This window comes from Rhodococcus sp. IEGM 1307 (assembly GCF_030056915.1).
Classification (GTDB): Bacteria; Actinomycetota; Actinomycetes; order Mycobacteriales; family Mycobacteriaceae; genus Rhodococcus_F; species Rhodococcus_F opacus_D.
The window spans coordinates 261,301-286,974 of sequence record NZ_JASHKW010000011.1; the positions used below are offsets into that span (position 1 = coordinate 261,301).

27 protein-coding genes and 2 tRNA genes are annotated in these 25,674 nt (G+C 68.4%); 16 read left to right on the forward strand and 13 right to left on the reverse strand.

Features of this window, described 5'->3' with window-relative positions; translation table 11 throughout:
• Window positions 1-25 precede the first annotated feature (25 nt).
• Genes recO through QM841_RS22825 form a run of 3 tightly spaced genes read left to right on the forward strand, consistent with a single transcriptional unit; the run spans window position 26 to window position 2,014 of the window.
• On the forward strand, window positions 26-841 hold the full coding sequence (gene recO / locus QM841_RS22815; RefSeq protein WP_283333659.1) for a DNA repair protein RecO: 816 nt from the start codon (window positions 26-28) through the stop codon (window positions 839-841).
• A complete protein-coding gene (locus tag QM841_RS22820) occupies window positions 807-1,616 on the forward strand; it encodes an isoprenyl transferase (RefSeq protein ID WP_037226677.1) in 810 nt (269 codons plus the stop codon). Before recO ends, QM841_RS22820 begins: the two co-directional genes overlap by 35 nt.
• Complete coding sequence (locus QM841_RS22825; RefSeq protein WP_009473930.1) at window positions 1,613-2,014, forward strand: hypothetical protein; 402 nt, start codon at window positions 1,613-1,615, stop codon at window positions 2,012-2,014. Before QM841_RS22820 ends, QM841_RS22825 begins: the two co-directional genes overlap by 4 nt.
• Window positions 2,015-2,017: 3 nt before the next feature.
• Here QM841_RS22825 and QM841_RS22830 read toward each other — a convergent pair whose 3' ends face one another.
• Complete coding sequence (locus tag QM841_RS22830; protein ID WP_009473929.1) at window positions 2,018-2,443, reverse strand: Fur family transcriptional regulator; 426 nt, start codon at window positions 2,441-2,443, stop codon at window positions 2,018-2,020.
• 5 nt (window positions 2,444-2,448) lie between these two features.
• Entirely contained in the window at window positions 2,449-2,793 is a 345-nt protein-coding gene (locus QM841_RS22835) for an ArsR/SmtB family transcription factor (RefSeq protein WP_009473928.1), read from the reverse strand.
• Window positions 2,794-3,014: 221 nt separating this feature from the next.
• Here QM841_RS22835 and QM841_RS22840 point away from each other — a divergent pair, with 221 nt between their 5' ends.
• The gene (locus QM841_RS22840; protein ID WP_005571613.1) at window positions 3,015-4,406 is read left to right on the forward strand and encodes a glycine--tRNA ligase; all 1,392 of its coding nucleotides are present in this window, start codon (window positions 3,015-3,017) and stop codon (window positions 4,404-4,406) included.
• Window positions 4,407-4,413: 7 nt separating this feature from the next.
• On the opposite strand, the gene QM841_RS22845 is transcribed toward QM841_RS22840, so the two are convergent.
• Window positions 4,414-5,088 carry a hypothetical protein gene (locus QM841_RS22845; protein ID WP_283333660.1) on the reverse strand — a complete coding sequence of 225 codons (675 nt, stop codon included), beginning with the start codon at window positions 5,086-5,088 and terminating at the stop codon, window positions 4,414-4,416.
• Window positions 5,089-5,249: 161 nt separating this feature from the next.
• Window positions 5,250-7,307, reverse strand: coding sequence for a TPM domain-containing protein (locus QM841_RS22850; protein WP_283333661.1), 2,058 nt, complete (start codon window positions 7,305-7,307; stop codon window positions 5,250-5,252).
• 69 nt (window positions 7,308-7,376) lie between these two features.
• On the opposite strand from QM841_RS22850, the gene QM841_RS22855 reads away from it, so the two are divergent.
• The 4 genes from QM841_RS22855 to dnaG all read left to right on the forward strand — a co-directional run bounded on the left by QM841_RS22855 (window position 7,377) and on the right by dnaG (window position 12,651).
• On the forward strand, window positions 7,377-8,069 hold the full coding sequence (locus tag QM841_RS22855; protein WP_009473925.1) for a YdcF family protein: 693 nt from the start codon (window positions 7,377-7,379) through the stop codon (window positions 8,067-8,069).
• A 7-nt stretch (window positions 8,070-8,076) separates the two neighbouring features.
• Window positions 8,077-9,375 (forward strand): deoxyguanosinetriphosphate triphosphohydrolase, encoded by a 1,299-nt coding sequence (locus tag QM841_RS22860; RefSeq protein ID WP_105415130.1) that lies wholly within the window; start codon window positions 8,077-8,079, stop codon window positions 9,373-9,375.
• Window positions 9,376-9,462: 87 nt separating this feature from the next.
• Complete coding sequence (locus QM841_RS22865; protein WP_280782453.1) at window positions 9,463-10,668, forward strand: lipase family protein; 1,206 nt, start codon at window positions 9,463-9,465, stop codon at window positions 10,666-10,668.
• 48 nt (window positions 10,669-10,716) lie between these two features.
• A complete protein-coding gene (dnaG, locus tag QM841_RS22870) occupies window positions 10,717-12,651 on the forward strand; it encodes a DNA primase (RefSeq protein ID WP_283333663.1) in 1,935 nt (644 codons plus the stop codon).
• Window positions 12,652-12,666: 15 nt separating this feature from the next.
• Here the strand turns inward: dnaG and QM841_RS22875 are convergent, their stop codons facing one another.
• Window positions 12,667-12,915: a hypothetical protein gene (locus QM841_RS22875; RefSeq protein ID WP_280782455.1), complete on the reverse strand. Its 249-nt coding sequence runs from the start codon at window positions 12,913-12,915 to the stop codon at window positions 12,667-12,669.
• 137 nt (window positions 12,916-13,052) lie between these two features.
• Between QM841_RS22875 and QM841_RS22880 the strand changes: the two genes are divergently transcribed.
• Both QM841_RS22880 and QM841_RS22885 read left to right on the forward strand, forming a co-directional pair.
• Window positions 13,053-13,125, forward strand: a tRNA-Asn gene (locus QM841_RS22880).
• A gap of 125 nt (window positions 13,126-13,250) precedes the next feature.
• Entirely contained in the window at window positions 13,251-14,414 is a 1,164-nt protein-coding gene (locus tag QM841_RS22885) for an AI-2E family transporter (protein WP_283333664.1), read from the forward strand.
• Here the strand turns inward: QM841_RS22885 and QM841_RS22890 are convergent.
• On the reverse strand, window positions 14,361-14,585 hold the full coding sequence (locus QM841_RS22890; protein WP_283333666.1) for a DUF6480 family protein: 225 nt from the start codon (window positions 14,583-14,585) through the stop codon (window positions 14,361-14,363). The two genes, QM841_RS22885 and QM841_RS22890, sit on opposite strands and share 54 nt — an antisense overlap.
• A gap of 218 nt (window positions 14,586-14,803) precedes the next feature.
• Between QM841_RS22890 and QM841_RS22895 the strand changes: the two genes are divergently transcribed.
• Window positions 14,804-14,877 (forward strand) — tRNA-Ile (locus QM841_RS22895).
• Between the two features lie 94 nt (window positions 14,878-14,971).
• Entirely contained in the window at window positions 14,972-15,454 is a 483-nt protein-coding gene (locus QM841_RS22900) for an adenosine-specific kinase (protein WP_105415138.1), read from the forward strand.
• A 16-nt stretch (window positions 15,455-15,470) separates the two neighbouring features.
• On the opposite strand, the gene QM841_RS22905 is transcribed toward QM841_RS22900, so the two are convergent.
• The gene (locus QM841_RS22905; protein ID WP_283333667.1) at window positions 15,471-16,304 is read right to left on the reverse strand and encodes an MBL fold metallo-hydrolase; all 834 of its coding nucleotides are present in this window, start codon (window positions 16,302-16,304) and stop codon (window positions 15,471-15,473) included.
• A gap of 66 nt (window positions 16,305-16,370) precedes the next feature.
• Here QM841_RS22905 and QM841_RS22910 point away from each other — a divergent pair, with 66 nt between their 5' ends.
• The 4 genes from QM841_RS22910 to QM841_RS22925 all read left to right on the forward strand — a co-directional run bounded on the left by QM841_RS22910 (window position 16,371) and on the right by QM841_RS22925 (window position 19,626).
• Window positions 16,371-16,889 (forward strand): DinB family protein, encoded by a 519-nt coding sequence (locus QM841_RS22910; RefSeq protein ID WP_283333668.1) that lies wholly within the window; start codon window positions 16,371-16,373, stop codon window positions 16,887-16,889.
• Window positions 16,890-16,999: 110 nt separating this feature from the next.
• Complete coding sequence (locus QM841_RS22915; RefSeq protein ID WP_005247847.1) at window positions 17,000-18,127, forward strand: NDMA-dependent alcohol dehydrogenase; 1,128 nt, start codon at window positions 17,000-17,002, stop codon at window positions 18,125-18,127.
• Window positions 18,128-18,172: 45 nt separating this feature from the next.
• Window positions 18,173-18,991 carry a serine hydrolase domain-containing protein gene (locus QM841_RS22920; protein WP_280782459.1) on the forward strand — a complete coding sequence of 273 codons (819 nt, stop codon included), beginning with the start codon at window positions 18,173-18,175 and terminating at the stop codon, window positions 18,989-18,991.
• Window positions 18,992-19,116: 125 nt separating this feature from the next.
• Window positions 19,117-19,626, forward strand: a complete 510-nt coding sequence (locus tag QM841_RS22925; RefSeq protein ID WP_005247843.1) for a DUF3145 domain-containing protein — start codon at window positions 19,117-19,119, stop codon at window positions 19,624-19,626.
• Between the two features lie 72 nt (window positions 19,627-19,698).
• Here QM841_RS22925 and QM841_RS22930 read toward each other — a convergent pair whose 3' ends face one another.
• The 6 genes from QM841_RS22930 to QM841_RS22955 all read right to left on the reverse strand — a co-directional run.
• The gene (locus QM841_RS22930; RefSeq protein ID WP_009473915.1) at window positions 19,699-21,132 is read right to left on the reverse strand and encodes an acyl-CoA carboxylase subunit beta; all 1,434 of its coding nucleotides are present in this window, start codon (window positions 21,130-21,132) and stop codon (window positions 19,699-19,701) included.
• 94 nt (window positions 21,133-21,226) lie between these two features.
• Complete coding sequence (locus QM841_RS22935; protein ID WP_005247840.1) at window positions 21,227-22,477, reverse strand: KasA/KasB family beta-ketoacyl-ACP synthase; 1,251 nt, start codon at window positions 22,475-22,477, stop codon at window positions 21,227-21,229.
• 8 nt (window positions 22,478-22,485) lie between these two features.
• Entirely contained in the window at window positions 22,486-22,797 is a 312-nt protein-coding gene (acpM, locus tag QM841_RS22940; RefSeq protein ID WP_005247839.1) for a meromycolate extension acyl carrier protein AcpM, read from the reverse strand.
• Between the two features lie 106 nt (window positions 22,798-22,903).
• On the reverse strand, window positions 22,904-23,821 hold the full coding sequence (locus QM841_RS22945) for an ACP S-malonyltransferase (RefSeq protein WP_280782461.1): 918 nt from the start codon (window positions 23,819-23,821) through the stop codon (window positions 22,904-22,906).
• Window positions 23,822-23,948: 127 nt separating this feature from the next.
• Window positions 23,949-25,220 carry a PucR family transcriptional regulator gene (locus QM841_RS22950; protein ID WP_283333669.1) on the reverse strand — a complete coding sequence of 424 codons (1,272 nt, stop codon included), beginning with the start codon at window positions 25,218-25,220 and terminating at the stop codon, window positions 23,949-23,951.
• Window positions 25,221-25,294: 74 nt separating this feature from the next.
• Window positions 25,295-25,674: transketolase-like TK C-terminal-containing protein (locus tag QM841_RS22955; RefSeq protein WP_283333670.1), on the reverse strand; the 380-nt coding region annotated here is incomplete at its 5' end.

Consider the following 25,674-nt stretch of genomic DNA (forward strand, 5'->3'; position numbering starts at 1 on the left):
CGCCTCGACGTGGGAGACTGGACCGGTGAGGTTGTATCGAGACAATGCGGTGGTCCTGCGCCAGCACAAGCTGGGCGAGGCCGACCGTATCGTCACACTCCTCACCCGGCAGCACGGTCTGGTGCGCGCGGTCGCCAAGGGGGTGCGCCGCACGAAGTCCAAGTTCGGCGCCCGGCTCGAGCCGTTCGCGCACATCGACGTGCAGCTCTACCCGGGCCGCAACCTCGACATCGTCACCCAGGTCCAGACGGTCGACGCGTTCGCGACCGACATCGTCGACGACTATTCCCGGTACACCACGGCGTGCGCGATCCTCGAGACCGCCGAGCGGCTCGCCGGTGAGGAACGGGCCCCGGCGCCGCAACTGCATCGCCTGACGGTCGGGGCGCTGCGGGCCGTCGCCGAGCACAACCGCCCGTGCGAGCTGATCCTCGACGCCTTCCTGTTGCGGGCCATGGGTTTTGCGGGGTGGGCTCCCGCCCTCGACGACTGCGCGCGGTGCAGCGCCCCCGGACCGCACCGGGCATTCCACGTGGCCGCCGGGGGAGCGGTGTGCGTCCATTGCCGACCGCCGGGCGCCGCCACGCCGTCACCGGGTGTCCTCGACCTGATGGATGCGCTGCTCCGCGGCGACTGGGCGAGCACGGACGACGTGCCCGAGTCGTTGCGGGGGCAGGCCAGCGGTCTCGTCGCGGCGCATCTGCAGTGGCACCTCGAACGGCAACTCCGCACCCTCCCGCTGATCGAACGCGCACGACCGCATGCGGCGGTAAGGGTGGAGGATTCGGTCAGGCAGGATGGGGACCGTGATTCGACGACGCGAACCTCGAGCCCCGCATAGTTCCGGGGCCGAGCGCCAGATCCGGCCGCCGGACCCGCACCCCTCGGGCGCCCGCCCGCCCGGCCTGCAACCCGAACTCGTGCCCCGGCACATCGCGCTGGTGATGGACGGCAACGGCCGCTGGGCGCAGGAGCGCGGACTGCCCCGGACCGCGGGCCACGAACGTGGCGAGGCCGTGTTGATGGACGCCGTCTGCGGGTGCATCGAGATGGGCGTCGAATGGTTGTCGGCCTACGCGTTCTCCACCGAGAACTGGAAACGCAGCCCCGAGGAGGTCCGCTTCCTGATGGGCTTCAACCGCGACGTGATCCGGCGTCGCCGCGACGAGATGCACGAGATGGGGGTGCGCGTGCGGTGGGCGGGGCGCCGTCCCAAGCTGTGGCGCAGCGTCATCAAGGAACTCGAGATCGCCGAGGAGCTGACGAAGCACAACACGGTCATGAACCTGACCATGTGCGTCAACTACGGCGGGCGCGCGGAGATCGCCGACGCGGCGAAGGAGATCGGCAGGCGGGTCGCGGCGGGGCAACTCGACCCGGAGAAGATCACCGAGGCGACCGTGGCCCGGTACCTCGACGAGCCGGACATGCCGGACGTCGACCTGTTCCTCCGGCCGTCCGGCGAGCAGCGCACGTCCAACTTCCTGATCTGGCAGTCGGCCTACGCCGAGATGGTGTACCAGGAGAAGCTGTTTCCGGATTTCGACCGCCGGGACCTGTGGGCGGCGTGTGTCGAGTACGCGTCGCGTGACCGTCGGTTCGGTGGTGTGAAATGACCGTCGACGGGGCGCCCGCGCTGCTCGGGCGGGCGGCGGACGCGCTCGAGCACTTCGCCACCGTCACCCGGGCGGAGGACGGTTCGCTGAGTTTCGAGTACGCCGGGGCGCTGTGCTCGATCAGTGCGATGACCCTCACCGAGGGCCTCGATGTGTTGTCGATGACGTGCGTGCTGGCCTGGGATCGTCCGGTCAGCGCGTCGCTGCACAAGAAGGTCGCGGAGCGGAACGGCGCACTGCAGTTCGGTTCGATCGCGGTGTTCGGTCACGGCCGGCTCGCGGACGTCATCCTGCGCTACACGTTCCCGGCTGCCGGGCTCGAGGACGAGGCACTGACCACGATGCTGCTTCTCGTGTTGAGCGGGGCCGACACCGCCCGGCAGGGGCTGATCCCCTGACGCTCACTGCGTTGCGGTGCAGTCCTTGCAGACGCCGAAGATCTCGATGGTGTGGCTGACGTCGGAGAAGCCGTGTGCGTCGGCGATCGACTGCGACCACTGCTCGACGGTGGGCCCCTCGACCTCGACGGTGTAGCCGCAGGCACGGCAGACCAGGTGATGGTGATGTCCGGACGAGCAGCGCCGGTACACGGATTCACCGGTGTCGGTGCGCAGGACGTCGACCGTTCCGGCGTCGGCGAGCGTTTGCAGGGTGCGGTAGACGGTGGTCAGCCCGATGCCCTCGCCGCGCTTGCGGAGTTCGTCGTGCAGTTCCTGCGCCGACCGGAACTCCTCGATGTCGTCGAGGAGCGCGGAGATGGCGCTGCGCTGCTTGGTGGCGCGTACTCCCACGACGACGGGCTTGCGCTGGCCGGTGTTCTGGGTCAAGGCTTCTATCCTTCCTCGGCGTGCGCGACGGCGTCCACGACGATGTGGGCGAGGTGGTCGTCCACCAGGCGGTAGAGGACCTCACGTCCGGTGCGTTCGCCGCGCACGACGCCCGCGGCCTTGAGCACGCGAAGATGCTGGCTGATCAGTGGCTGGGTGACTCCGAGTGCCCCGACGAGTTCGTGCACGCACCGTTCCGATTCGCGGAGCTGGAGGACGATCGCGATCCGGACGGGGGCCGCGAGGGCGCGCAGGATGTCGCCGGCCGCCGCAAGGGTCTCCTTCGACGGCACGTGGGCGGGCGCCGCCGCCTCGAACGGATGCAGATCCCCGGGATCGATGACGCTCACCAGTGATCTCCTTCGGAGTGCCGGACAATGGACGGGACCGTGGCCGCGAGGCCGTCGGCCCGGGAGGATCACCCTCACCTTATTGCAAATCGATTCCATTTTGATATGCACGAATACGCATGTCAACCGGGTGGGTGAACCGACCGCGGTCGGGCAGATAGGCTGGGCTCCGAAAAGCGCACGTGAACCATGCATCTATTACCCAGATGGAGAGCACCCGAGTGGCACCGAAGTCCAAAGTCGAAACCGTCGTCAATCTCGCCAAGCGTCGTGGCCTGGTCTACCCGTGCGGTGAGATCTACGGAGGCACGAAGTCGGCCTGGGACTACGGCCCCTTGGGCGTCGAGCTCAAGGAGAACATCAAGAAGCAGTGGTGGCGCAACATGGTCACCAGCCGCGAGGACGTCGTCGGCCTCGACTCCTCCGTCATCCTGCCCCGCGAGGTGTGGGTGGCGTCCGGTCACGTCGGCGTGTTCAACGACCCGCTGGTCGAGTGCCTCAACTGTCACAAGCGTCACCGTCAGGACCACCTGCAGGAGGCCTACGCGGAGAAGAAGGGCCTCGACAACCCGGACGACGTCCCGATGGACGTCGTGGCCTGCCCCGACTGCGGCACGGTCGGTCAGTGGACCGAGCCCCGCGACTTCAACATGATGTTGAAGACGTACCTCGGCCCGGTCGAGAGCGAAGAGGGCATGCACTACCTCCGCCCCGAGACCGCGCAGGGCATCTTCGTGAACTTCGCGAACGTGCTCACCACGTCGCGCAAGAAGCCCCCGTTCGGCATCGGCCAGATCGGCAAGAGCTTCCGCAACGAGATCACGCCCGGAAACTTCATCTTCCGCACCCGCGAGTTCGAGCAGATGGAGATGGAATTCTTCGTCAAGCCCGGCGAGGACGAAGAGTGGCACCAGTACTGGATCGACTACCGCATGGACTGGTACACCGGGCTCGGCATCAACAAGGACAACCTGCGCCTGTACGAGCACGCCCAGGACAAGCTGTCGCACTACTCCAAGCGCACCGTCGACATCGAGTACCGCTTCCACTTCCAGGGCAGCGAGTGGGGCGAGCTCGAGGGTGTGGCCAACCGCACCGACTTCGACCTGTCGACCCACTCGAAGCATTCGGGCACCGACCTCAACTACTACGACCAGGCCACCGGTGAGCGCTACACGCCGTACGTCATCGAGCCGGCAGCCGGTCTCACGCGGTCGCTGATGGCGTTCCTCGTCGACGCGTACACCGAGGACGAGGCGCCGAACGCGAAGGGCGGCGTCGACAAGCGCACCGTGCTGCGTCTGGACCGTCGTCTCGCCCCGGTGAAGGCCGCGGTGCTGCCGCTGTCGCGTAACGCGGACCTGACGCCGAAGGCCAAGGATCTCGCCGCGACGCTCCGTCAGCACTGGAACGTCGAGTTCGACGACGCCGGCGCGATCGGCCGCCGCTACCGCCGTCAGGACGAGATCGGCACACCGTTCTGCATCACCGTGGACTTCGACACGCTCGAGGACCACGCCGTGACCGTGCGTGAGCGTGACTCCATGGCTCAGGAGCGGGTCGCGCTCGACCAGGTCGAGGGTTACCTGGCGCAGCGCCTCATCGGTTCCTGATCCGCCGTCACCTGCGCGCGTCGCAGGTCGCGGTCAGGTAGTTCGTCAGGATTCGCCGGTTCTCCTCGGACACCGGGATGCGCGAGTATTCCGGTGCCGAGGAGCCGACGGCGATCCACAGCGGAAAGACGAAGGGCTTCTTCGCCTCCGCGAGGGCATGGGGGTCGCAGCGCGCCGCGTCGATCGTGATGTCGACGCTCAGCCGGTCCTCGCCCGCCCGCATGGTGGCGGGCAGCGCGCCGTGCAGCGCATACAGGACGCTGCCGCCGATCTCGTCCAACCGGATGTCACCCGACGCCGTTCCCCGGCTCACGACGAGCTGGGCGGGCAGGGGTGCGGTCGGCTCGGGAGGAGCCGCCGCCGGGATCAGTGTCACCGGTACGGCCCGCGCCAGATCCTCTGCGGCGCAGTCGCCGTCGTGGATTCGGCCGAGGACGTCGTACGGGGCTGCGAGCGGCACCCGCACGGGCGAGCCGTTCCGATCGGCGACCCCGACCAGGGCGTACGCCGGCTCCGGGGACGGGTCGCAGCGCACCGGGCCGTACTCGGCCTCGACATCGATCCGGTTGCCGGGTCCGAGTTCGACCACGCGCCGGGTCGCGGGCGCCGCCTCGAAGCCGGGACTGTCCAACGCCACGGATGTCACGGCGACGGGCGCGTCGCCGGTGTTCGCGATCCGCACGTGAATCCGCCCACCTGCCGCGTCGTCCTCCCGGCTGCGATAGGCCTCAGCCGACAGCGGGATCGCGTCGTCCTCGGCCGGGTCCCCGCTCTCGCAGCCCGACAGGACGCCGCAGGCGGTGGCCGCGACGCACGCGAATGCGACGAAGACTCGGGAGGACGTCAGAATCGGCCGCCCCCACTGATCCGGCCGGAGCTGCTCGGGCCGCCGAAGGACCGCGGGCCGCTGCTGCGGCCACCGCCGGAGCCGCGGCTTCCCCAGTTGCTGCCGCCGCTGAATCCGCCGCGCAGGATGCTGTCGATCAGGATGCCGCCGAGGATCGCGCCGGTGGCGTTCCCGCCACCGCTTCCGGGCCCTGGGCGCTGGCGGGACTCCCAGCGGCTCACGTCGTTCTGCGCCAGGCGCAGTGCGTCGGCCGCCAGGGCGGCCGCGGCCTGGGCGTGCTGAAGCGCGCGGGAGGCGTCGGTGCCGCGGAGTTGCTGCGCGCCCGCCAGGTGCCGCTGCGCCTCCGTGAGGCGGGTCCGGGCGTCCGCTCCCACCGCGCCGCGTCGGGTGCCGATGAAGTCCGACGCCGCCGTGACCTGCGACTGCGCGGCCACGATGTCCTGCTCGAGACGCTGCTGTGCGCGCTCGGCCTGCTGCCGGGATTCCTGCGCCTCGGCGAGGACGGCGTCGAGTTCCGCGTCTGCCTTGACGATCTGGGTGAAGCTGCCGAGCGGGTCGGTGTCCGCGGCGGCCCGCGCCGCCGCCAGCGCTGCCTCGGCCGCGGCGCGGGCCGACGCGAGCCGGTCCCCACCCTGCTCGGTGAACTGGGCGGCGGCCGCGATCCCGGCCTCCACGTCGGTGATCGCGGCCGGCAGCGTCGCGATGGCGTGCCGGATGTCTTCCGCGGCGTGGTCGACGGCGTCGAGCAGCGTCCGGGCCTGTTCGAGGGCGCCCTCGGCTCCGCGGATCGCCGACACCGCCGGTCCCTGCTTCCCGGGCGGCAGGGCGACCGCGTCCCGTCCGTCGGCCACGGCCCGTTCCGCGAACGCGAGCCGCTCCTCCGCCATCGTCACGTTGTGGGCGACGGAAGCGAGTGCGGCGGCCGGGAATTCGGTCTGCAGGGTGGCGAGCGTCTGCGTGGAATCGGGGATGCGCACGGTCAGCGCGACCATGTCCCGGGTGAGCCCGTCGAGTCGGTCGGGGGCGTTGATCAGCAGGTCCCGGAGTCCGTCGAACTCCTGGACCCGCTCATTGAGTTCGCGGTCGGCGCGCCCGCACGAGGTGATGATGTCGATGAGCATCTCCCGTTGCTGCTGCGGGGTCTCGGGGATCGCGTCGTCGAGTCGCTGACGGACGGTGAACGCGGCCGCGAGCGTCGCCTTCGCCGTGTCGAACGCCGCCGTGAACGATGCTGTGGCCTGCTCGCCGAATTCGCCGTGGGCCAGGTCGAGTTCCTCCTGACTCGTACGCAGCGCGTCGTCGGTCTCGACGAGCACCTCCTTGGCGCGCTCGTCCAGCGTCGGCAGCGGGAGCGCCGTCAGCGCGGCGGTGTCCTCGGGGCTGATGCTGCGCGCCGCCTCGACGCCGGCCCGGGTGCGGTCGTGCTTCTTCTTCCGCGAATACAGCACCACGCCACCCGCACCCACGACGACCACACCGCCGCCGATCAGCAGTGTGCGCACCGACATTCCTTCGCCCGGAGTCATCGCGTCGCCCAGGCCGCCTGCAGCGGCGATCGCGCCTCCGGCCCAATCCTCCTCGCGCAGGGCGGGTTCCACCGCATCCACCCGGATCGACTCGGCCTCGTCGCTGGTGATCTCCGACAGTCCGTCCGGCGCGATGAGGGCGTACTCGCGGTCGACCGTCGCGACCGCGAGCAGGGCGTCGCGGTCGCCGAGCGAGGACGCCTGCGCCGTCTGATCCGCCCACGGACCGGCGCCGAGCCCGTTGAAGTCGGGCACGTACACCACCCACAACCGCACCTTGTGCTCGTCGTACAGCTGGTCGATCGCGGCCTGGACGTCGCTCTGCTGGTCGGCGTCGAGCACGCCGACGGTGTCCGTGATCTGCCCGGGAAGACGGAACGGTGCGTCCGCCGAGGCGATCGCGGGAGGGAACAGGATCGCCACGAGAGTCAGGAGTGCGGAGACGGCGCCGACGGCGGCGAACCGCCGAGCACGGGGAAGTCGGGAGCGGAACGACGGCGTCTGCTCGAGGCGCGGTGCGAGTGGCATGGCAGCAAATCTATCGGGTGTGGCGAGTCGTCATCGGGACAGTTCGGCGACAGCTGGCAGAATCAGGGAGTGAATTCTGCACCGAGCCGTGAACGCCACGATCTCCCGCGCCGTCCTGCGCGCCTGGGGTTCGCCGGCACGCTGGCCCGGTGGACCCGCCGGATCATCGCCGGCGTGGTCCTCCTCGCCGCCGCGCTGGTGCTCGGCACCGCGGTCCGGGTGTGGCAGGTCGCGCGGATCGACGACACGTCCGCCGCCGACGCGATCGTCGTGCTCGGGGCCGCCCAGTACTCGGGAACCCCGTCGTCGGTGTTCGAGGCCCGGCTCGAGCAGGCGTACAAGCTGTACGAGCGCGGGGTGGCCCCCGAGGTCATCACGGTCGGCGGCAAACAGGAGGGCGACGAGTACACCGAGGCGGCGTCCGGCAAGAACTATCTGATCTCGCGCGGCGTCCCCGCCGACAGCATCACCGCGGTCGAGGAGGGGTCCGACACCCTGCTCAGCATCGAGGCGGTGAGTGAGGCGATGGGGGCGCAGGGCATCGATTCGGCGGTCCTGGTCAGCGACCCGTGGCATTCGCTGCGGACGCGGACGATGGCACGCGACGCCGGACTCGACGCGTGGACGGCGCCCACCCGGCAGGGGCCCGCCGTGTTCACCCGCGAATCCCAGTTGCACGGAATCGCCCGGGAGACAGGGGCGTTGATCTGGTACCAGCTCACCCACTTCTCGGCCGACTTCCCCTACACGGCGGGACAGTAGACATTCGATGACAGCACACACGACACCCCTCGGCGACGTGTACTCCGCGCACGACGTCGCCCGCCGGGTCCGCGAGGCACCGAAACGGGCGGGAATCCCGGGCAGCCAGATCGCGGCCGCGCAACACCGATCCGTCTTCTCCCGCGACCGCGCCCGCGTCCAGCACTCGGCCGCGCTCCGCAGACTCGCCGACAAGACCCAGGTGGTGGGCCCCCGGGACGGTGACACTCCGCGGACACGGTTGACGCACTCGATCGAGGTTGCGCAGATCGGTCGCGGAATCGCCGACGGTCTCGGCTGCGATCCCGATCTGGTGGACCTCGCCGGCCTCGCGCACGACATCGGCCACCCGCCGTACGGTCACAACGGGGAGAAGGCCCTCGACGAGGTCGCGGAAAGCTGCGGGGGGTTCGAGGGCAACGCCCAGAATCTGCGCATCCTCACGAGCCTCGAACCGAAGGTGCTCTACCCCGACGGAAGCAGTGCCGGGCTCAACCTGACCCGCGCGTCGCTGGACGCGGCGATCAAGTACCCGTGGACCCGGCCGCGCCCCGGCGCGAAGTTCGGGGCCTACGACGACGACGCCGACGTGCTCGCGTGGATCCGCGAGGGTGCCCCCGACGGCCACCAGTGCCTCGAGGCGCAGGTCATGGATTGGGCCGACGACGTCGCCTATTCCGTGCACGACGTCGAGGACGGCGTGATCGACGGGCGCATCGATCTGCGTTCACTGGCCGATCCGGTGGATCAGCGGGCGCTCGCCGAATTCGGTGCGTCGGAGTTCCCGGGCCTCGACGTGGAGGAACTGGTCGAGGCCGCGACGCGGTTGAGTCGTCTGCCCGTCGTCGTCGAGGTGGGCAGCTACGACGGCACGCTCACTAGTTCGGTCGCCCTGAAGAACCTCACCAGCGAACTGGTAGGCCGGTTCGCGACCGCCGCGATCATCGGGACCCGCGACGTCCACGGCGACAAGCCGGTCGCCCGATACGACGCCGACCTGGTGGTCCCGCCGGTGGTGGCGGCGGAGGTGGCGCTGCTCAAGACGTTCGCACTGAACTACGTGATGTCGGATGCCGGCCACCGGGCGCGGCAGGCACGCCAGCGTGACCGCGTGCACCGCGTCGCCGAATGGCTGCTCGCGACCGCACCCGCCGGTCTCGACCCCATCCTGATTCCCGCCTGGAACGCCGCGGCCGACGACCCCGCACGGGTCCGGGTCGTCGTCGACCAGATCGCCTCCTACACCGAGAGCCGTCTCGAACGGGTCGACAAGTCCAGTCTCGGAGCACAGGCGAGCTGGGGCTGACAAAGTTCGGAAGCCGGACCCATCCTGCCGCCGCGGTGCTACGAATAGGTCTAGAGACAGCTCGCACCCAATGGTCAGGGAGACCGGATGAAGTCTGCAGTGCGCAAGATCATCGGTTCGACGTCCGCAGCGCTGGCGGTGGCGGTCGGTGCCGCCCTACTGGCCCCACCCGCGGCGCACGCCGCGCCCGCGTACCCGTTCGCGGACCCCGACCCGTTCTACGGTGCGCCCGCCGACGTCGGGGCACGCGCCGACGGTGACGTGCTGGCGAGCCGACCGGTCGCCGCCACCGGTTTCCCCACCGCCGACGCCTGGCAGGTGAAGTACAAGTCGACCAACTCCGCCGGAGCGCCCATCGCCGCGATCACCACGGTGCTGGTGCCCCGCGGCACCCCCGCCAACCGGCCGCTCGTGTCCTATCAGCCCTTCGTCAACGCGCTCGGGCTCGAGTGCGCGCCGTCCCATCAGCTGTTCAACGGCGGAATCCAGGAGGGGCCCGCCCTCAACGCCCTGCTCGCGCGCGGCTGGGCCGTCGCCGTGCCCGACCACCTCGGACCGACCAGCGCATACGGCGCCGCGAAACTCGGCGGCCGGCTCGTCCTCGACGGTGTCCGCGCCGCGCAGCGGCTCCCGGAAGCAGGACTCGGTGGCAGTCCGGTCGGGCTGGCCGGCTATTCGGGCGGCGCCATGGCGACCAACTGGGCTGCGGCGCTCGCACCCACCTACGCCCCGGAACTGAACATCGTGGGCGTGGCCCAGGGCGGCACACCGGTCAACATCGGTGAACTGGCCGACCGGCTGGGCAGCACCCGCTCGCAGGCGTTCGGCCTGGGATTCGCGGCCGCCATCGGTCTCGAGCGTGAATACCCGACGCGGTCACCGCTCGGAGACGGCCTCAACGGCGACGGACTCGCCCTGCGGGCGCAGATGAGCAACATGTGCACGGATTCGATCCTCGGCGCCGGTGCGGGGAAGTCGCTACCCGACCTGACCAACGGTCCCGGCATCCTCGCCGATCCGTCCGGCCGCTCGGTGATGGACGAGAACAGCGTCGAACTGTATCCGGGAGTGCCGAGGACGCCGATGTTCGTCTGGCACGGCAGCGCGGACCCCCTCGTCGCCATCGGGCCGGTACAGAACACCGTCGCCCGGTACTGCTCACAGGGTGTGCCGGTGCAGTTCGACGTGATCCCGGGCGCCGACCACGGCACCGCCACCATGCTCGGTGCCGGTCCCGCATTCGGCTATCTCGGCGACCGATTCGCCGGGATTCCCGCCCCGTCGAACTGCTGACCCCGAGGCGGAAGTTCGGGCTGCGGCGGAGCGCCTAGACTGTCGTTCGTGGCTGGCAGAATCCCTGATCGTGACGTTGCGGCCATTCGCGAGCGCACACGGATCGAGGACATCGTGGGGGAGTACGTCTCCCTCAAGCGCGCGGGCGGCGACTCCATGAAGGGGCTGTGCCCGTTCCACGACGAGAAGTCGCCGTCGTTCCACGTGCGGCCCAATCACGGGCACTACCACTGCTTCGGGTGCGGCGAGGGCGGCGACGTCTACTCCTTCCTCCAGAAGATCGACCACATCAGTTTCGTCGAGGCCGTCGAGCAGCTCGCCGACCGGTTGAACTACACCATCTCGTACGAGGGCGGCGGCACCTCGGTGCAACGCGACCGCGGCACCCGCTCCCGGCTGGTCGCGGCCAACGCGGCCGCGCAGGAGTTCTACTCGGCGCGCCTGCAGGAACCCGACGCGCAGGCGGCCCGCGACTACCTGACGGAACGGAACTTCGACGCGCAGGCCGCGCAGCAGTTCGGGTGCGGGTATGCACCCGACGGCTGGGACATCCTCACGAAGCACCTGCTGGGCAAGGGTTTCGACGTCAAGGAGCTCGAGGCTGCGGGCCTGTCGAAAGCCGGGCGGCGTGGTCACATCGACCGCTTCCACCGGCGCCTGCTCTGGCCCATCCGGAACCTGTCCGGCGACGTCATCGGGTTCGGCGCCCGCAAGTTGTTCGACGACGACACCATGCCCGGCAAGTACGTCAACACGCCGGAAACCATGCTGTACAAGAAGTCTCAGGTGCTGTTCGGGCTCGACCTCGCCAAGCGCGACATCGCCAAGGGGCATCAGGCCGTGGTGGTCGAGGGATACACCGACGTCATGGCGATGCACCTGGCCGGGGTCAAGACCGCCGTCGCCGCCTGCGGCACCGCGTTCGGTGAGGACCACCTCGCGATGCTGCGGCGACTGCTGATGGACGACAGCTACTTTCGCGGCGAGATCATCTACACGTTCGACGGGGACGCCGCGGGCCAGGCCGCGGCGATGAAGGCGTTCGAGGGTGACCAGAAGATGGCCGGGCAGACGTTCGTCGCCGTGGCACCCGAGGGCATGGACCCGTGCGAGTTGCGGCAGAAGTCCGGTGACGCCGCCGTCCGCGACCTGGTGGCGCGTCGCACACCGATGTTCGAGTTCGTGGTCAAGTCGATCCTCACCGAGCACGACCTCGAGACCGCCGAGGGCCGGGTCGAGGCGCTGCGGCGCACCGTGCCGGTGGTCGCGCAGATCAAGGAAGCGACGCTGCGGGACAGTTACGCCGTCCAGTTGTCCGGCTGGGTGGGCTGGGACGACATCGCCGCCGTCCGGCAGCGGGTGCGGGACGAGGCGCGCAAGCGGGCGTCCACCCGCGGGTCGCTGCCTGCGCCGCTCAAGAAGAAGGCCGCCCGGGACGAGGACCAGGACACACCGCAGTTGCCGGTCGGGCTCACCCGGCCCCGGCCGAACGATCCGACGCTGTGGGCGCAGCGCGAGGCACTGAAGGGTGCGTTGCAGTACCCGGCGATCGCGGGCACCGTATTCGACTCGCTGCCGGTGGAGACGTTCACGCATCCGACGTACGTCGTGATCCGTGAGTCGATGATCGCGTCCGGCGGCACCAGCGCGGGACTCGGCGGCGGCGAGTGGGTCGACGCGGTCAGCCGCGGTGTCGACGACGTCACCGCGGCGTCGCTCGTGTCGGAACTCGCCGTCGAGCCGTTGCCCGCCGAAGAGGACACCGTGCCGCGATACATCTCCGGCGTGATCGCACGCCTGCAGGAGGTGTGGGTGGGGGAGCAGGTGGCGGAACTGAAGTCCAAGCTGCAGCGCATTTCACCGGCCACGGCGTCGGACGAGTTCCATTCGCTGCTCGGCGACCTCGTCGCCCTGGAGCAGTACCGCCGCAGCCTGCTCGATCAGGCGATCGGCGACACCAACCGGGACGGGATGGCCGGCTGACCCGGCCGCCGCCGTCTACTTCTTCTTGAGCTGATCCTGGGGAACCAGGATGGTCGTTTCCTCGTCGAGCGGCTTCATGGGCTCGAGCTTCGGCTGAGTGTTCAGGGAGTCGGACAGCTTCTGACGCGACATCTGCAGCACCTTCTTCGTGGCCGGGCTGGTGGCCACGGCCTTGGTGGCCCGGCTGATCTGTTCGTAGCGCACACGTCCTGCTCGCGTACCCAGCACGTACCCCGCAGCGATACCGATCAACAACCGCATCATTCCCGCTTCCTCCCGACGCACAACGACCTGCACCCATCCTGCCTGATGCGTCGACAGGCAGGCGATTTGGTACTGGGGTGGGGCTATGCGCTACAGTTTCTCTCGCATCACCGGGAACGGCGAGCACAGCAGAATAATCCCCTGTAGCTCAATTGGCAGAGCTTCCGACTGTTAATCGGACGGTTGCTGGTTCGAGTCCAGCCGGGGGAGCACCGAAACCCCGTCCGGTTCATCCGGGCGGGGTTTTCTGCTGCGCCCGGCCAATTCGGACAGGTGCACCCTCCGGGGCGAGTACATTCCCGCTGTATCGGCAGCAATCGATCGCGGGGTGTGCGATGAGCGAGGACGGCCGCGAAACCGGGCGGACAGGGTCGATCGGGCGCTTCGGCACAGGCGACGCCCCGCGGTGGCTTCTGCCCTCGATCCTCTACGTCCTGCTGGCCGTCGCCGCCTACCAGTTGTCGGGGTGGCTGTTCGTCAACCTGCGGAGCTTTCTGGGGTTGCTGTTCCTCGCGTGGTTGTTCAGTATCACCATCGAACCGGTCGTCGACTGGCTCGAGCGCCGGGGGTTGCGGCGCGGAGCCGCCACCGGGCTCGTCCTGTTCGCGCTGTTCGTCTTCGCCATCGGGTTCCTGGCACTCTTCGGGACACTGCTCGCCCAGCAACTCGCCCAGCTCCTCAAGGCCCTGCCGGGTGCGTTGTCCTCGGTCACCGACTGGTCCAATCGCGTGTTCGACACCGACTTCGCGACCGGCGAGGATCTGATCCACCTCACACCCGAGACCATCCGAGACCTCGCCGAGCGGTTCACACCGGGAGTTCTGGGTGTGTTGTCGTCGCTGCTCGGCGTCGTGTTCCAGATGCTGACGCTGCTGCTGTTCGTGTTCTACATGTCCGCGCAGGGGCCTGCCCTTCGCCGCACAATCTCGAGCTGGTTCCCGGCGCGGCAACAGCGGGCCATCTCGGTGGTGTGGGAGATCTCGGTCGAGAAGGCCGGCGGATACGTGGTGTCACGGCTGATCCTCGCTGCGGTGAGTTCGGTCGCCACGGGCATCTTCCTCGTGGCGATCGGCGTGCCCTACTGGTTGCCGCTGGCGCTGTGGACCGGCATCGTCTCGCAGTTCGTCCCCACCCTGGGCACCTACCTCGCGATCGCCCTCCCCGCAATCATCGCAGCGGCGTCCCAGCCGATGGACGGTGTGTGGGTGATCGTGTTCGGGACCGTCTACCAGCAGATCGAGAACTACGTGCTGCACCCGCGCATCACCTCCGCGACGGTCTCGATCCACCCCGCGGTCGCGTTCGGATCGGTGATCGTGGGCGCCTCGCTGTTCGGCCCGGTCGGCGCCCTGGTGTCGGTGCCGGTGGTCGCCGCGATCCAGGCCCTCGTCGAAACGTACGGGCGACGGTACGAACTCGTCGCAGACGCGTCCGCGCCGGTCACCTCAGTCGAACAACGCAAACACGCGGGCGACGAAGAAGGCCGCGACCGCGAGTAGACCCACCACGATGAACGCGAGGATCGGCACCGTCCGGCCCGGCATCGGCTGCGGATGCGACAACCCCGAGGTCTGGCCGGCATCCGGTGGCGTGTCACCCGGCCGAACGCCCCCTCCGTCGTCGAGCGCCGGTGCATCGTCCGGTTCGGGTCCTGGTCGTTCGACGCTCATCCTGTGCTCCCGTCTCGTGGTCCTCCGCAGTGCGGATCACATCCGCGTACCCCGGAAGACGCGTTCGCACACACGGCGACGGGGCAGTGCCCACGTCGGGACACGATTCGGTTCGCCGACCACGAAAAGTCCTGTCAGGGCGGGCTTCGTCCCGGCTACGCGCCCACGGCGGGCGCACGGTAACATCGGCACGCCGCGATCGCGAGTAGTGCGGCGATGGGGCGGTAGCTCAGTCGGTTAGAGCCGTGGACTCATAATCCATTGGTCGCGGGTTCGAGCCCCGCCCGCCCCACCGTTGTCCGCGGATCCCCGAAGTCGAACGCCCGCTCCGTCGTTGTTCTCCGTGCCGGAGCGGGGCAGACTGAAAGGCATCCGAGGAGGCCATCGTGGATCTGCAGATCGTGGCGATCGACAAACCCGACGACATGAACGTGATCGTCGGACAGTCCCACTTCATCAAGACCGTCGAGGACGTGCACGAGGCCCTGGTCGGAGTGAGCCCGCACCTCCGGTTCGGTGTCGCGTTCTGCGAGGCCTCGGGTCCTCGCCTCGTGCGCTGCTCCGGCAACGACGACCGTCTCGTCGAGTTGGCCACCCGCAACGCCGTCGCGGTCGGCGCGGGACACTCGTTCTTCGTGTTCCTGGAGGACGGCTACCCGGTCAACGTCCTGAACACGCTGAAGCAGGTGCCGGAGGTGTGCGGCATCTTCTGCGCCACCGCCAACCCCCTCGAAATCATCGTGGCCGAGACGGAACTCGGCCGGGGCATCGCCGGCGTGATCGACGGACGCCCACCCGCCGGTGTCGAGACCGATGCCGACGTCGCCGACCGCAAGGCGTTGCTCCGGACGATCGGTTACAAGCTCTGAGCGAGCGAAGCCCGGACTAGGCCAGCGGATCGACTCGTTCCCAGGCAACCGGGAGTTGCACGTCGACACCTTCGGCCAGGCCTCTCTCGGTGAGAAACCGCAGGGACCGCCGGAAGTTGTCGGCGAAGCGGGGGAGCGGTGTCAGCGGCCGGTCGAGTGGCTTCCAGAAGTTGTCCCAGTGGATCGGGATCACCCGCCGTGCGCCGGTCCGGGTCACGAGTGCGTCCCAGTAGTCGCGGCGGAAGCGGTCGGACTGCTTGCCGAGTGTGCCGATGCCGAGATAGACGGTGTCGGCGTCGTATCCGTCGAGCGCGCCGGGAACGAAGTTCGCACTGGCGTGGACGAGGACGCGGCCGTCGGGGTGCGCGAAATGGAACGAGAAGCAGTCGCCCTGCGCGTATTCGCCGATCGATGCCGGTGGGTGCACCGCGTGTTCGATCGTGCCCGGGAACTTCGCCCGGGGGCTGTGCTCGGCGGGTAGAGCCGTCACCTCGAATGCGCCGTACCTCACGGGAGTTCGCACCTGGATCGTCCGGAACCGGTCCATCGCGAACCCGTAACCCTCGGCGATGTGACGCGTCGACGGCGAACCGACGAGTTCCGCACCGGTGCGCTCCGCAACCGTGGGGGAGTCCATCGCGTGGTCGTAGTGCGAGTGCGCGACGAGGACGGCGGCGAGGCGGTCGGTTCGAGTTCGCGTGAGGGCCCGGTCGACGGCGGCACCGTCGGGGCGCAGCGGCCGGAGTACCGAGCGCAGGAGCGGCGGCCTGGAGAAGAACCCGTCCGTCATCAGCGACGTCTCGCCGTCGGACAACAGGATCGTGGAAACACCGAGGAAGGTGGCGTGCATGCTCGCGACCGTACCGGTGGGCGGCATTCGCACGGCGGGCCCTGTGGCCGTTCTACGATGACCGCCATGGCGATCACTCCCGACACGAAGAACTGGACCTGGGTCCTCGACCGGGCGTGCCCCGACTGCGGGTTCGACTCGGCGGCAACCCGGTACGAGGACATTCCGGCGCTGGTCCGGGCGAACGCGGAGGCATGGTCGCCGGTCCTCACCCGCCCCGATGTGAGGGTCCGGCCGGACGAGCAGACGTGGTCGGCGCTCGAGTATGCCGCACACGTTCGCGACGTGTTCCGGATCTTCGACGTCCGGCTCCGGATCGTGCTCGACGAGACGGATCCACTGTTCCCGAACTGGGATCAGGACGAGACCGCGGTCGCCGGGCGCTACAACGAGCAGGATCCGGCCGTCGTGGACGCCGAGCTGCGTGCGGCCGGTGCGGCGGTGGCGGACGCCTTCGAGGCCGTCGCGCCGGAATTCCGGGTGCGGACCGGGCGGCGGAGCGACGGCGCATCGTTCACGGTGGAGTCGCTGGCCAAGTACTTCGTCCACGATCCGATCCACCATCTCCACGACGTGTCGGGGTAACAGTTTCGGATTGCCGGACCCGATTCGGTAGAACGTGTTCCAATTCGGACCGTTTGTGTCTATCGTCACATCAGCAGATGCGCAGACATGAATGAAGGGTTGGAAGTCACATGAAGACCAAGGGTGCGATCCTGTGGGGCCTGAACGAGCCGTGGTCGGTCGAGGAGATCGAGATCGGTGATCCGGTTGCGGGCGAGGTGCAGATTCGCATGGAAGCCGCCGGAATGTGCCACTCCGACCACCACATCGTCACCGGTTCGATGCCGATGGCGTCCTTCCCGGTGATGGGCGGTCACGAAGGGTCCGGCGTCATCACCAAGTTGGGGCCGGAGGTGAAGGACCTCGAGGTCGGCGACCACGTCGTGCTCTCGTTCGTGCCCGCCTGCGGACGCTGTCCGGCGTGCTCGGCCGGACACCAGAATCTCTGTGACCTCGGAATGGGACTCCTGAGCGGGCTGGCGATCAGCGACGGCACCTTCCGCATCCACGCGCGCGGCGAAAACGTCATCCCGATGTGTCTCCTCGGGACGTTCTCGCCCTACATGGTCGTGCACGAGACGTCGGTCGTGAAGATCGACAAGGACATTCCGTTCGACGTCGCCGCCCTCGTCGGCTGCGGCGTACCCACCGGCTGGGGTTCGGCGACGCGGATGGCGGAGGTGAAGCCGGGCGAATCCGTCGTCATCATGGGGGTCGGCGGCGTCGGCATGAGCGCACTGCAGGGCGCGGTGGCGTCCGGGGCTCGTCAGATCTTCGCCATCGACCCGGTGCCGTGGAAGCGGGAACAGGCACTGAAGTTCGGGGCCACCCACGCGTTCGAGAGTGCCGCGGCCGCAATCGAGCCGATCATCGCGCTCACCAACGGGTTGATGGCGCAGAAGACGATCATCACGGTCGGGGAGATGCACGGCGAATACGTCGAGGAAGCACTGTTGCTCACCAGCAAGTTCGGCACGTGCGTCGTCACGGCCATGGGTGCGATGACCGACATGGACGTCAAGCTGAACCTGTTCCTCTTCTCGATGCTGCAGAAGGACCTGAAGGGCACCATCTTCGGCGGCGGAAACGCCCGGGTCGAGATCCCGAACCTGCTGGCCATGTACAAGTCGGGGCAGCTGAACCTCGACGACATGATCACCCGCACCTACACCCTCGAAGGTGTCAACGACGGGTATCAGGACATGCTCGACGGCAAGAACATTCGCGGCGTCATCCGGTACACCGAAGCCGACTGGTGACGGCTCGCCGCAGCCGACCGCGGGCCGCTCTCGTAGGCTGACCGGGTGCAGAGTCTCGATCAGATTGCCCGATGGCCCGTGGACAACGCTGCGGCGGTGGTCCTGTCGCACGACGAAGGGGTGATCGGCGAGTACGGCGACCAGCAGCGCGTCTTCCCCCTGGCCTCGGTGACCAAACTGCTCTGCGCGTACGCAGTCCTGGTGGCCACCGAGGAGGGGGCCGTCGAACTCGACCAGCCCGCGGGCCCGGAGGGCTCGACCGTGCGTCACCTGCTGGCGCACGCGTCGGGTCTCGCGTTCGATGCGAACCGGGTACAGACGGCACCGGAGCGCAAGCGGATCTACTCGAGCGCCGGCTACGAGGTGCTCGCCGACTTCCTCACCGCCGAGACGTCGATCGATTTCGCCGACTACGTCGCGGAATCCGTCTTCGCCCCACTGTTCATGAGCGCGTCCGCGCTCGTCGGGCCCGCCGGCCACGGAGCGCAGGCGTCGGCGGGCGATCTCGGCCGGTTCGCAGCAGAACTGTTCCGCCCGGCCCTCATTTCGCCTCAGACGTTCGCGGACGCCACCTCCGTGCAGTTTCCCGGGCTGGACGGAATCCTGCCCGGATACGGCTCACAGCGGCCCAACGACTGGGGTCTGGGATTCGAGATTCGTTCGGGCAAGAGCCCGCACTGGACGGGCACCGGCAACTCGCCGCGGACGTTCGGCCACTTCGGGCAGTCCGGCACCTTCCTGTGGGTCGATCCGGCCGCCGGACTGGCGTGCGTCGCATTGACGGACCGGGATTTCGGCGACTGGGCCAAGCCCCTGTGGACCGAGCTGAGCGACGGTATCCTCTCGGAACGCAGAAGACGATGACACACCGATTGCTCGAATCACTGGCGCAACACAGGCATCACAAGGCACACTGGTCAACCGAGCCCGCTGCACACACCGACTGAGGCCGTTGGGGAAGACGTCCCTCGTCGAAGCAGGAGGCTCGAGTGCGCGCATTGAATCAGTTCGCGGACGCGACGGCTGGTGTTGTCTACATCCACTCGTCGCCCGCCGCGTTGTGCCCCCATATCGAATGGGCGTTGACCGCGACCCTCGACTGCCGAGCCAACCTGAAATGGACCTCGCAGCCGGCCTCCAACGGCGTTCTGCGCGCGACCACCAGCTGGGTGGGGCCTGTCGGCACCGCCTCACGGCTGGTCAACGCGCTCCGCGCCTGGCCGATGCTGCGCTTCGAGGTCACCGAGGACGCCAGTGAGGGCGTGGACGGCGAACGGTACAGCCACGTGCCCGGCATGGGTCTGTGGCACGGCTCCACCAGCGCAAACGGCGATGTCGTCGTGGGGGAGATGCGGCTACGGGCACTGATGCAAGCGGGCGGCGACATCGCCGCCGAACTGGACTACGCACTCGGAACCGCGTGGGACGAGGCTCTCGAGCCGTTCCGCAGCGGCGGAGAAGGCGCCGAGGTCACCTGGTTGCGCCGCGACGTCGGCTGACACCCCGCTCACGGACGCGAAAAGGCCCCCGCCACAACAACGGCGGGGGCCTTCTCTCGACCAGAGCTCAGATCACAGCGGGATGTTCTTGTGGTCGCCGCGGCTGGAGGGAGCGGCGGCGAGGGCGGCGGTGACGACACTGCGCGTCTTGGCAGGGTCGATCTCTTCGTCCACCACACCGATCGCGACGGCGCGGTCGACGCCACCGGCGATGCTCTCGTGCTCGACGGCCAGACGCTCGTGCAGGGCCTCACGCTCGTCTTCCGGCGCTGCGGCCAGGGCGCGCTTGTGCAGGATGCCGACAGCGGCCTTGGCGCCCATGACGGCGACCTCGGCATCGGGCCACGCGTAGACGGCGGTGGCGCCGAGCGCGCGGGAGTTCATGGCGATGTAGGCACCGCCGTAGATCTTGCGGGTCACGACCGTCACGCGGGGAACGGTCGCTTCGGCGAACGCGTGGAGCAGCTTGGCGCCGCGACGCACGACGCCTTCCCATTCCATGCTCACACCGGGGAGGTAGCCGGGCACGTCCACGACCACCACGAGCGGGATGCCGAATGCGTTGCACAGCCGGACGAAACGAGCCGACTTCTCGGCGCTCTCCGAGTTCAGGCAGCCACCCAGGCGGAGCGGGTTGTTGGCGATGACTCCGACGGTGCGGCCGCCGAGGCGTCCGAGACCGGTGACGATGCTGCGGGCGTAATTGCCCTGCAGTTCCTCGAAACTCGACTCGCCCTCGACGTTGTCGAGAAGTTCGTGAACGATCGGGCGGACGTCGTAGGCGCGCTTCGCCGACTCGGGCATGAGCGCGCGGAGATCGGTGTCGCCGTGCGCGGCCGCGGCCTGATCGAACTCGCCCTGTTCGCAGAACATCGACACCAGGCGGCGTGCCCGGTGCAGGGCGTCGCCCTCGTCGTGGGCGGCGATGTGCGCGACACCCGACTTCTTCGTGTGCGTGTCGGGACCGCCGAGGGACACCATGTCGACCTGCTCACCGGTGACACTGCGGACCACGTCCGGTCCGGTGACGAAGACGCGGGCCTCGGGCGCCATGATGACGATGTCGGTCAGCGCAGGACCGTACGCCGCACCGCCGGCCGCGAAGCCGAGGACGACGGAAATCTGTGGGACGCGGCCGGACGCGCGGACCATGGCCTCGAAGACCAGTCCGACGGCGTGCAGGGCCTCGACGCCCTCGGCGAGACGCGCGCCACCCGAGTGCCAGAGACCCACGATCGGGGCGTCTTCCTCGAGGGCGGTGTCGATCGCCGTCACGATGTGCTTGCAGCCTTCGACGCCCATGGCGCCGCCCATGACGGTGGCATCGGAGCAGTATGCGATGGTGCGGACACCGTCGATGTTGCCGGACGCGGCCAGCACACCGGACTTGTCACGCGGATGCAGGGGGACGACCGTCCCGGCGTCGAACAGCTTCTCCAGGCGCGCAAGGGGATCGCGCGGATCGATCGACGCATCGGACTTAGTCGCGGGTGCCAAGATTGTCATCGCGTCCTCCTTGTGGCGGGCCCGGGTGGGCTGTCGATGGGTGGAGACCCCTTCAGAGAAGGGGTCTCCACCCGCGAGCTAGCAGGACCGGCTGTCAGGCCCGGCCGAAGGCGAGCGCGACATTGTGCCCACCGAAACCAAACGAGTTGTTGATCGCGAAATCGATCTCGCCGTAACGGGCTTCGCCCTTGACGACATCCAGGTCGATCTCTGGATCCTGATTCTCGAGATTCAGCGTGGGCGGAATGACTCCGTCACGCAGACTCAGGACCGTGAGCACCGCCTCGAGCGCACCGACGGCGCCGATCGAGTGCCCCAACGCGGACTTCGGTGCGTACACCGCAGCATGGTTGCCGACGGCAGCCTTGATGGCGTTCGCCTCTGCCGTGTCACCGATCGGCGTGGCCGTGGCGTGCGCGTTGATGTGCTGGATGTCCGTCTTCGTCAATCCGGCAGTCTCGATCGCCCTCGTCATGGCCCGCGCAGCGCCCGAACCCGAAGGATCGGGAGCGACGATGTGGAACCCGTCGGAGGTGATTCCCGCGCCCAGCAGACGGGCGTGGATGGTGGCACCGCGAGCCTTGGCGTGCTCCTCGGTTTCGAGGACCATCATCGCTCCGGCCTCACCGAACACGAAGCCGTCACGATCCTTGTCGAACGGCCGCGAAGCCGCCTTCGGATCGTCGTTGCGGGTGCTCAGCGCGCGCATCATCGCGAAGCTCGCGATCGGCACGGCGTCGAGGTAACCCTCCACACCACCGGCGACGATGATGTCCGCGTCGCCCATCACCAGCATGCGGTACGCATGGGCGATGGCCTCGGAACCCGAGGAACAGGCCGACACGGGAGTGATCACTCCGGCGCGGGCCCCGAGCTCGAGTCCGACGGTGGCCGACGGACCGTTGGGCATCACCATCTGAACGGCGAACGGCGACACCTTGCGGTACCCACCGGCCTTCATCTTCTCGACGGCGTCGATCAGAGCTTCGCCGCCGCCCAGTCCGGTGCCGATCACGACGCCGAGGCGATCCTTGTCGACCTCCGGGCTGCCGGCGTTCTCCCAGACCTGACGGCCCAGGACGAGCGCCAGCCGCTCGACGAAGCTCATCCGGCGGATCTCGACCCGGGACAGCGACTCGTCGGGCGACACCTTGAGCTTGCCGCCGATCGTCACCGGAAGGTCGTTCTCCGTGACGAAGGCTTCCCGGATGGTGTCGATGCCGCTCTCGCCGGCCAACAGGCCTTTCCACGTGGCATCCACGTCACCAGCGATCGACGTCGTGGCCGCGAGGCTGGTGACGACGATGTTGGGGAACTGCTTCCCGTTGGTCGAGGCGGAAGTCACGGCTGAGCTCACTCCTCGTCGTTCTTGGCAGCTTCGAGCTTCGCCTTCACGGCCTCCGCGTCGGCGCCACCTTCTGCTTCGAGCTTCTGGATGTAGGACACGGCGTCACCGACGGTGCGCAGTCCGGCGAGATCCTCGTCGGGGATCTTCACGCCGTACTTGTCCTCGGTCTGGACGGCGATCTCAACCATGGAGAGGGAGTCGATGTCGAGGTCGTCGACGAAAGACTTTTCGATGGTCACCTCGGACGGCTCAATACCGGTGACCTCCTCGATGATCTCCGCGAGTCCGGCGATGATGTCTTCCTGGGTGGCGGCCACTGAGTGGCTCCCTTCTGATTCGGTGTAGATGTATCTGGAGTTGTGCAGGCACGTCCCCATCGGCCGCGCCTGCGGGCCCTGCACGCACCGAGGTGCGCGCAGCAAACTAGCCGAGTTCTGTCAGTTCGGCTAGCGCGGAGATATCCCCCGGGGTCTTGAGTGCCAGAGTCGGCGTGCCGCGCATTTCACGCTTGGCGATACCGACGAGGGTTCCGGCTGGTGGAAGTTCCGCAATCGCGGAGACCTGAGCGGTCCGCAGGCTTGCGGTACACAGGTCCCAACGCACAGGTCGGGTTACCTGCGCGGCCAGTTTAGTCAGTGCGTCGGCTCCGGATGCGACCGGTGCGCCGTCGGCGTTGGAGAGCAGAGTGCGGGTGGGTTCACCCGGTGTGATCTTGGACGCAGCCACGGTGACGGCCTCCTGCGCGGGAGCCATGAACCGGGTGTGGAACGCGCCTGCGACGGGCAGGGCGCGAACCCGCGCCTTCTCCGGCGGGTTGGCCGCGAGTTCCTCGAGCGCCGACAGCAGACCTGCCGCGACGATCTGGCCCGCCGCGTTGCGGTTGGCCGGTTCGAGGCCCAGTTCGTCGAGGCGGGCGAGCACCTCGGCCTCGTCGCCCCCGAGGACCGCGGACATGCCGGTCGGTTCGAGTGCGCAGGCCTTCGCCATCTCCGCGCCGCGGACGGCGGCGAGGGCGACGGCGTCGTCGGCGGAGAGGACTCCGGCGACCGCGGCCGCGGCGAGTTCGCCGACCGAGTGCCCGGCCGCGATGGTGTCTGCGGGAACCAGGCCACGCGCGTCGAGTTCCTCGAAGGCGAGGAGTGCGGCGGCCACGACGAGAGGCTGAGTCACCGACGTGTCGGTGATCTCCTCCGCTGTCGCGGTGGTACCGAGGCGGACGAGGTCGAGGCCGGCAGCCTTCGACCACAGTGCGACACGGTCATGAGAACCCGGCAGCTCCAACCAAGGGATGAGCATGCCGGGAGTCTGAGAGCCCTGACCCGGGGCGAGCAACGAAATCACTCTTCAAGAGAACACCGTCAACGGCGTGCTGCGAGATGTCGTTGCGGATGAACCTTTGTCGGCGGATTTGTTGGGTTCCCACAAAATTGCACGTGGGGTCCTCGCATCGAATCTGGACAGACGTTCGTTACAGCCCTGCTTCTCCGAATGGGAAGGGTGTGACTGGTGTTAAACGTGATATGGGTTCGTTATGGGAATGTGTCAATCGACCCACCGTGGCGGCCACTCTGAGTACATACGCATCCCGCGGATTCGTCGGATCGCGACCGGTGACATCGGCGATTCTCTTGAGTCGATACCGCACAGTATTTGGATGAACAAACAGCTGCCGGGCACAAGTCTCAACCGCACCTCCACAGTCGAGATATGCGTCCAAAGTGTCGGTGAGAACACCTCCGGCGGCCGCCAGCGGCGCGACCAGATGGTCGTTCAGAGCGGTGACCGCGGCGTTGTCCCCGAGCAGTGCGCGCTCGGGTAACAACTCGGCGGCGTGAACGGGCCGAGGGGCGCCCCGCCAGCCGGCGACCGCCTGCATCGCAGCGAGCGCCTCGACGGCACTGAAGTGCGCCGCACCCAGCGTCGGCGTGGTCGGCCCGATGATCACCGGCTCGTCCGAGAACTTGCCGAGCAGGTCGGTCATGAAACTCGAGTGCCCCGACCCCTCCTGGAGTTCGCCGCTGACGACCATCACGAGCCGCGAACCCTGCACCACGGCGAGGGCGGCGCGACCGTGCTTCTGCGCGATGGTGTGGACCGTGCCGACGACGGAGACCCGTTCGTCCTCGGGGGGAGTGCCGACGATGACGGTGGCGGGGGCGGTGGCGTCCCAGTTGAGGGTCGCCGCCCGCGACAACATGTCCGAACCCGTGTCACCACGGACCACGGCGTCGACCACGAGTGCCTCGAGCCGGGTGTCCCACGCACCGCGGGACTCCGCGGCACTCGCGTACACCGAGGCGGCCGCGAAACCCAGTTCGCGGCCGTAACGGAGGACGGCCTCGGTGAGGGCGATCAGCTGCTGGTCGTTGCGGGCGAGCGCCGGGAGCCACTGCTCGAAGAACTCCATCGCCACGCGGACCATGTCCACCGTCTGGCTGAGGGTGAGCCTGCGCGCGAGATCCTGCGGAATCACCTGGAACGCGTCCAGGCTGAACCGGATGTCGCTGTCCGGGTTCTTGAGCCACTCGAGGAAGTTGACGACCGCCGTCTGAACCAGCAACTGCACGTTGGAGCGTTGAGCGGCATCGAGGTCGTCGAAGAACGGCAGTTGATCCTGCATCGTCGTGACGGCCTCGGTCGAGAGGCGACCGGAGAACTGTTTGACGCGACGCAACAGTGCGTCGGGCAACGGATCCCGGGTTTGTCGTCTGCGGGAGACCAACGGACTCTGCTCGACCATAGTCAAGAACCTACGCCCACCGCCGCCCGTGTAGTCCGACGGACACACGGGCGGCGGTGGGGAGGATCTCGGCGTTACGCGCTGCCGGTGTCCGTGTACGAGACGGCCGCGGCGCGGACGTCGTCGATGCGGTACCGGTTGGCGGCCTCGACGGCCTTGGAGCGGTCGAGGGTGCCTTCGCCGGCGAGGGCGGACAGGACGGCGACGACGATGGATTCGGCGTCGACGTTGAAGTACCGGCGGGCGGCGGGGCGGGTGTCGGAGAAGCCGAACCCGTCGGTGCCGAGGGTGGTGTACGAGCCGGGGACCCACTGGCGGATCTGGTCGGCGACGGCGCGCATCCAGTCCGAGGCCGCCACGAACGGGCCGGCGGCGTCGGACAGGGCCTGCGTGACATACGGCAGCGGGGCGTCGGTGCCGGGGTCGCGCAGGGCCTGCTTCTCCCGTTCGATGC

Excerpts from the sequence above, each read along its gene's own strand:
- QM841_RS22950 (WP_283333669.1), bottom strand. The coding sequence starts at position 25,220 with ATGGTCGAGCAGAGTCCGTTGGTCTCCCGCAGACGACAAACCCGGGAT.
- QM841_RS22825 (WP_009473930.1), top strand. The coding sequence starts at position 1,613 with ATGACCGTCGACGGGGCGCCCGCGCTGCTCGGGCGGGCGGCGGACGCG.
- QM841_RS22930 (WP_009473915.1), bottom strand. The coding sequence starts at position 21,132 with ATGACAATCTTGGCACCCGCGACTAAGTCCGATGCGTCGATCGATCCG.
- QM841_RS22905 (WP_283333667.1), bottom strand. The coding sequence starts at position 16,304 with ATGCACGCCACCTTCCTCGGTGTTTCCACGATCCTGTTGTCCGACGGC.
- QM841_RS22875 (WP_280782455.1), bottom strand. The coding sequence starts at position 12,915 with ATGATGCGGTTGTTGATCGGTATCGCTGCGGGGTACGTGCTGGGTACG.
- QM841_RS22890 (WP_283333666.1), bottom strand. The coding sequence starts at position 14,585 with ATGAGCGTCGAACGACCAGGACCCGAACCGGACGATGCACCGGCGCTC.
- QM841_RS22860 (WP_105415130.1), top strand. The coding sequence starts at position 8,077 with ATGACAGCACACACGACACCCCTCGGCGACGTGTACTCCGCGCACGAC.
- QM841_RS22865 (WP_280782453.1), top strand. The coding sequence starts at position 9,463 with ATGAAGTCTGCAGTGCGCAAGATCATCGGTTCGACGTCCGCAGCGCTG.
- QM841_RS22850 (WP_283333661.1), bottom strand. The coding sequence starts at position 7,307 with ATGCCACTCGCACCGCGCCTCGAGCAGACGCCGTCGTTCCGCTCCCGA.
- QM841_RS22910 (WP_283333668.1), top strand. The coding sequence starts at position 16,371 with ATGGCGATCACTCCCGACACGAAGAACTGGACCTGGGTCCTCGACCGG.
- QM841_RS22915 (WP_005247847.1), top strand. The coding sequence starts at position 17,000 with ATGAAGACCAAGGGTGCGATCCTGTGGGGCCTGAACGAGCCGTGGTCG.
- QM841_RS22885 (WP_283333664.1), top strand. The coding sequence starts at position 13,251 with ATGAGCGAGGACGGCCGCGAAACCGGGCGGACAGGGTCGATCGGGCGC.